This is a genomic window from Paenibacillus sp. P4_A7 (assembly GCF_056402455.1).
In genome coordinates, this window is the sequence record NZ_JBFUHJ010000337.1 from 1 (window position 1) to 6030 (window position 6030).

The window sequence follows — 6030 nt, forward strand, 5'->3', positions numbered from 1 at the left end:
AGGCAGCAAAGCTTGTTCTGCTCCAACTTCCGTTGAATCGGATACGGACTMTAACGATGCAGATATACTTAATTCCAAATCAATCTGCTGCTCCTTGAAGTCAGTAAACTTATCCTCAAACTTCAGCCATTGCTCGACAAAATCATCACTAACCTTTTTAAGCTCGTTCATTTGTTTGATGAACTGTTGTTTCTCTTGCTCGCTTGCACTTTCGTACTGCTCGATGATTTGATCAAGCATTTCGTTCATGGACATAAACATATGCTGGAACATACCGCATCCCGCCTTCGCCAAAGAATTAAGGAGTGTTATGTTCATTTTCTGTTTTAAAGCAGCTTTTCATTCAGCATTCCAGCTGTTACATAACTCAGAGAAAGATAACAATAGTCTTGTCTCTATAGTATAGTTGCGTGAAGCTCTTCCTTCAGCAGCTGGAGTGGCTTATTGTTCTCGTCCAAAATAGTAATGAGTGGCTTATGTTCTCTTGCTTCTGTCTCCGTCATCATCGCATAGGAAATAATGATGACCTGATCGCCAGGCTGCACTTGCCTTGCAGCTGCTCCATTTAGACAGATAACGCCTGAACCGCGTTTTCCGGTAATGACATAGGTTTCAAAGCGCGCGCCATTATTATTATTAACGATTTGCACCTTTTCATTTTCCCATATGTTAGCCGAGTCCATCAAATCTTCATCTATTGTAATGCTACCTACATAATTCAAGTTCGCTTCTGTTACGGTTGCCCGGTGCAGCTTCGACTTCATCATCGTTCTGAACATGCTCTTCCACCTCCATAGAATTCAATAAACAATTATCAATTAATCGTGTAGCTCCGAATTTGACCGCTAAGGCGAGAAGTATTGGCTGCTTGATTGATTTTAATAAAGCTGTCGGCTCAGGAGCATCCAGCCTTGGATAATGAAGCAGTTCTACATAATCGATAACGGCTAAACTTGCTTCGGAGATTTGCTGCTTAACCTTCGCAACCAGCAGCTCTACAGTCATCTCAGAGTCGTTCATCCATTCGCCAGTCAACTGCAGCGACTTCGACAGCACAACGGCTTGTTGCCGCTGCTCAGCGCTTAAGAACACGTTTCTAGAGCTTAAAGCCAAACCGTCAGGCTCGCGAACGATCGGACAAGGTACGATTTCAATTGGATAATTTAAATCATTCACCATTTGTTGAATAACAGCAATTTGCTGAGCATCCTTCATTCCGAAATAGGCGCGTTCCGGTTGAACGAGATGAAATAGCTTGCTAACAACAGTTCCTACACCGTCAAAATGCCCAGGACGTGATGCTCCGCACAGTTTATCTGTAATTTGATTGACAATAACAGTTGTCAAAGGCTTTTCAGGATACATCTCTTGCACGGACGGTATGAATACGAGATCAACTTTGCATTCCGCCGCGAGTGCTAAGTCGCGTTCCTCATTGCGAGGATAGCGATCCAAATCCTCATTCGGTCCAAATTGAAGTGGATTGACAAAAATACTGAGTACAGTCAAATCATCATCGGCTTTCGATATTCGGAGCAAGCTTGCATGCCCTTCATGCAAATAACCCATTGTCGGTACAAAACCGACTCGCTTACCATTACGACGAAGCTCTGACAGCTGCAGCTTTAGCTCTGTTTTCGTGCGGCATATGATCACTTCAGCTGAACCCCCTTATCTGAATGTGATGGCTTGCTGTTGTTGTGTAGCTCTTTTTCGGTTTCCAACTGTGTTGGTTCTTTACCGCCATATAGAGCAGCAACCGATGCAGACTGAGCACCGAATACATGCTCTTCTGCTGGAAAAGCACCTGATTTCACATCATCTACATAGGATTGGATCGCATTTCTAATCGTTGTACCAATATCTGCATAGGTCTTAACCATTTTTTTCTCAAAATAAGGGGAAGCATATTGCAGAATATCGTGATAAACAAGAACCTGCCCATCACAGCCTCGGCCCGCTCCTATACCAATTGTCGGTATTGTTAATGCTTCACTTATTTCTCTTGCAAGCGGCTCAGTTACTAATTCCAGCACAATGCTGAACGCTCCCGCTTCTTCTAATGCTTTCGCATCCTTGATCAGCTGTTCCGCTTCCTTCTCCAGCTTACCTTGCACTTTATAGCCGCCTAATTGATGCACGGATTGCGGTGTCAGCCCGATATGTCCCATCACAGGAATACCAGCTTTAACGAGCGCTGCTACGTCAGATGCTATATCAACGCCGCCCTCAAGCTTCACAGCATGGGCTCCGCCTTCCTGCATAATTTTCGCCGCATTGCGGAGTGTTGACTCTCGTCCGATTCCATAGGTCATAAAGGGCATATCAGCGACAATAAATGTTTGATTAGCCCCTCTGGCCACTGCTCTTGTATGATAAATAATATCGTCGATCGTTACAGGAATGGTCGTATCATAACCAAGCACGACATTCCCTAGTGAGTCGCCGACAAGAATAACGTCAATTCCAGCCTCTTCGGCAAGCTTTGCAGATGGATAGTCATAAGCTGTCACTACGGAAATCGCTTTGCGTTCTTGCTTCATTTTTTTCATATTTGTAATCGTCAGTCGTTTCCTCACCAGCTTCATCTCCATTCAATTATAGGATAAACACAAAAAAACCTTTTAGCCGTTGCTAATAAGGTCCCTAAACTGAAAAGGAAACGATTGCTTGCAGTGCTTCCTTCTGTCTCGGTCCCTACGGCTCAGAGCAGAGTGTGCATTTCCAATCATTAATTCATTGATGTGTTGTTGCATCAGTGCAGCTTCCATAGAATACCGCCTGTTACAACTATTTTATCAAATTTTTTATGATCCGTAAACGGGTTCGAGACTCTTAGATCGGTTCGCCCATTTCCGCAGAAAATATAGACTTTAGTGTGCCGTCTTCAAGTTCGATTCGTATCGCTCCACTTTCATCGAGTCCTATTGGAATGCCAACGATTTCACCTTGAGGCGTAGTGAGACGCGCAAGTTTGCCTAGCGATACCGATAATGCTTCCCATAACGTAATAATCGGACCAAAACCCTGCTCTTCATATAAAAAGTATAACTGCTCCCATTCATGCAGGAAATCTGCGAGCACCTCATGCCGATCTAGCTTTTGTCCGCCAGCTATGCGTAATGAAGTTGCTTTCTCCAGCAGTTCCTCTGTATAATCACTTACTTCCAAATTAACGCTAATCCCAATTCCAGCTATGACATAACGCRAACGCTCATCTTCAGCAGCTGACTCGAGTAATATACCACTAATCTTTTTCCCTGCTATAAGCAAATCGTTAGGCCATTTAATGCCAACAGGCAAATCAGTTTTTCTCCTCAAACTTCTGCAGAGAGCAACTGCTGTAAGTAAAGTAAGCTGGGGAGCAAAATGTATAGGCACCTTCGGTCGTAGCACCATACTCATCCAAATGCCTTTCCCTTGAGGAGAAATCCAGCCGCGCCCCATTCGACCTCGTCCACTTACCTGCTGTTCTGCAATAATAAGCATACCCTCTGCAGCTCCGGCTTCTGCTGCGGCACGTGCGATATTTTGCGTCGACTCAACGGAATCATATAATACAAGATCTTTGCCAAATACGTTAGTCCCCAGAATACTGCTTAACACTTCAGCACTTAGCTTGTCCGGCGCACTAAGAAGCCGATAACCGAGCCGACGTGATGCCTCAAACTGATACCCTGCTGCTTCAAGTTTACGTATTTGCTTCCAAATTGCCGTCCTGCTTACACCCAGCTCTTGACTCATCTTCTCGCCGGATACGTATTCACCCGGATGAAGCTCAAACAGTCGCAGCAATGGTTCATAATTCATATTCAATTAACCTCTTTATCCCATATTACTGCTTGATTCAGCAGATTCAATTGTTCATTCTGTATCTCACCTACTGCAACAGCAAGAAGCAGTCTGCTCAGCAATTCACTTATCCATGGCCCTGCGGCTCTCTGTAAGTGCAGTGCAAGCTGTTTACCATTCACTTTTAACTGTTTCAGCGTAGTTATCGATAGCGATGACATATAGCTCTCTAGCTGCCTTATTACAGATAMTGGTATGTTATCATTTGATGTCGTTAATACGCTTGCTACTTCTAACCATTCGGCTGCAGAACGTTTGCCATAACGGATAATGATTGCTGTCCAGCATTTCTGAAGCTGTTCTTCATGATTTCGTTCGACTTCAACTAGCATTTCCTTTTGTATAGCTATAATTGTTGTGATCGATTTGAACCGATTATTGGAAAATCGCATTAATTGCAGCATCTGCTGTGCATTATCCAATGTCAATTTAGCTATAATCCCAATTGCTGCCCATCGAAGATCCAAACCATTCAAAAGATGCAGCTTTGAAAACAGCGTATTCCAATTCTCATTTCGAACTTGCGAGTCAAATTGCTGAAGCAGATTTGCTACTTCAGCAGGCAACTGCTCCTTCAAATGCAAGAGCAGTCCACTTGCAGTAACATATCGCAGCGCTCGTTGCGGCGAGCTTCCCACCAGCATTTTATCCAGCTCAGCATGCACACGTTCCAATGCTATGTACTTCATAAGAGGCCGATGTCGAAGCAAAGCGCGCCAAGTTTCAGAAGTAGGTGCGAAACCATATACAGCAATGAAACGCACGGCCCGTAGCATACGTAGAGCATCCTCTTGAAACCGTGCGTCGGCATCGCCCACACATCTTATTTTTCTTTTTTGTATATCAAGAAGACCGTTATAAGGATCATGTAGATCTCCTGAAGCAGAAAGCGCCATTGCATTCATTGTAAAGTCTCGACGCAGTAAATCTCCATCAAGATCAGTTATGTACTGTACACTTTCAGGCTTCCGAAAGGCTTCATAAGCCGATTCCTCCCTGAATGTCGTGACCTCATAAGTCATGTCATTTTGCAATACCGTAATTGTCCCGTGCTGCAGACCAGTAGGAATACAGCGTTCAAACAGCTCCAAAACTTGCTCTGGGTGCGCAGAGGTTGCGATGTCAACATCCTTGATAGTAAGGCCTAGAACGGTGTCACGCACCGCACCTCCAACAAACACCGCATCAAAATGATGTTCACGCAAGCGTTGAATGATGGGCAAAGCAGTAATTAACGCTTCCGGCAACGAAAGCCGCATCTTGTACACCGTCCTTCGAAGCACCGATTACCTACTATTCACTGCATACTGCTATCGGCAGATCTGCCTCAATTCCCAGTGTACGATAATAGATTTGTTCATATTGCGTTGTAATAACATCATTACAAAATTCATTTCTAGCTCTAGAAATACATGATTTTCTAAATTGCTCATGCAGCTGTGGATCTTTTAGAAGACGCAGCACGTTTCCAGCCATGCCTTCAACATCTCCAATAGGCGATAAATAGCCCGTTTCGCCATGTGTAATCAACTCAGGAATACCTCCGGCATTTGAACCGATTGTTGGCACACCACATGCCATTGCTTCTAGAGCTACTAGTCCGAAGCTTTCCTTCTCAGATGGGAGAAGCAGTAAGTCCGCAAGTGAAATAATTTGCGCAACATCCTCTTGCTTACCTAAGAAATGTACTCGGTCTTCTAACCCCAGTTGACGTATTTTATATTGAATTTTCGAAAGCTCCGGCCCCTCGCCTACGAGCAGCAGCTTTGACGGAATTTCCTTATACACACGATTAAAAATATCGATAACGTCGCCTACCCGCTTAACCGGACGGAAGTTTGAGATATGCATTAAAATCTTCTCTTCCGGTTTCGCGTAATCAGCTCTTAAGGAAGTTGATTCACGCGGATAATAGACTCGCTTGTCTACAAAGTTATAGGTCAAATCAATTGGCGTCATAATATCGAGTAGTTGTCTTGTTTCATTTATCAAATCTTGAGAGACAGCAGTCACCGCGTCACTTTGATGAATTGCCAATCGAATAAGATCCTTCAACGATTCATCCTGTGCAAGCACAGTAATATCAGTTCCGTGCAAAGTTGTGATCGTCTTCAGACCATCTCCTATCATTTGCTTAGCTAAGTAAGCGCAGACAGCATGAGGCACTGCGTAGTGAAC

6 protein-coding genes and 1 pseudogene are annotated in these 6030 nt (G+C 44.1%); all 7 read right to left on the minus strand.

Features of this window, described 5'->3' with window-relative positions; genetic code table 11:
• Window positions 1–273: pseudogene (locus AC1DWN_RS25475) on the minus strand (hypothetical protein); the annotation flags it as partial.
• Window positions 274–395: 122 nt separating this feature from the next.
• A complete protein-coding gene (gene panD / locus AC1DWN_RS25480) occupies window positions 396–779 on the minus strand; it encodes an aspartate 1-decarboxylase (protein WP_477561696.1) in 384 nt (127 codons plus the stop codon).
• Window positions 706–1656 carry a pantoate--beta-alanine ligase gene (gene panC, locus AC1DWN_RS25485; RefSeq protein ID WP_477561697.1) on the minus strand — a complete coding sequence of 317 codons (951 nt, stop codon included), beginning with the start codon at window positions 1654–1656 and terminating at the stop codon, window positions 706–708. Before panC ends, panD begins: the two co-directional genes overlap by 74 nt.
• A complete protein-coding gene (gene panB, locus AC1DWN_RS25490) occupies window positions 1653–2588 on the minus strand; it encodes a 3-methyl-2-oxobutanoate hydroxymethyltransferase (RefSeq protein WP_477561698.1) in 936 nt (311 codons plus the stop codon). The genes panC and panB overlap by 4 nt, the downstream gene beginning before the upstream one ends.
• Window positions 2589–2835: 247 nt before the next feature.
• Window positions 2836–3810, minus strand: coding sequence for a biotin--[acetyl-CoA-carboxylase] ligase (locus AC1DWN_RS25495; RefSeq protein WP_477561699.1), 975 nt, complete (start codon window positions 3808–3810; stop codon window positions 2836–2838).
• A 2-nt stretch (window positions 3811–3812) separates the two neighbouring features.
• Complete coding sequence (locus tag AC1DWN_RS25500; RefSeq protein ID WP_477561700.1) at window positions 3813–5111, minus strand: CCA tRNA nucleotidyltransferase; 1299 nt, start codon at window positions 5109–5111, stop codon at window positions 3813–3815.
• Window positions 5112–5145: 34 nt separating this feature from the next.
• The coding region (gene bshA, locus AC1DWN_RS25505) for an N-acetyl-alpha-D-glucosaminyl L-malate synthase BshA (RefSeq protein ID WP_477561701.1) at window positions 5146–6030 on the minus strand (885 nt) is incomplete at its 5' end.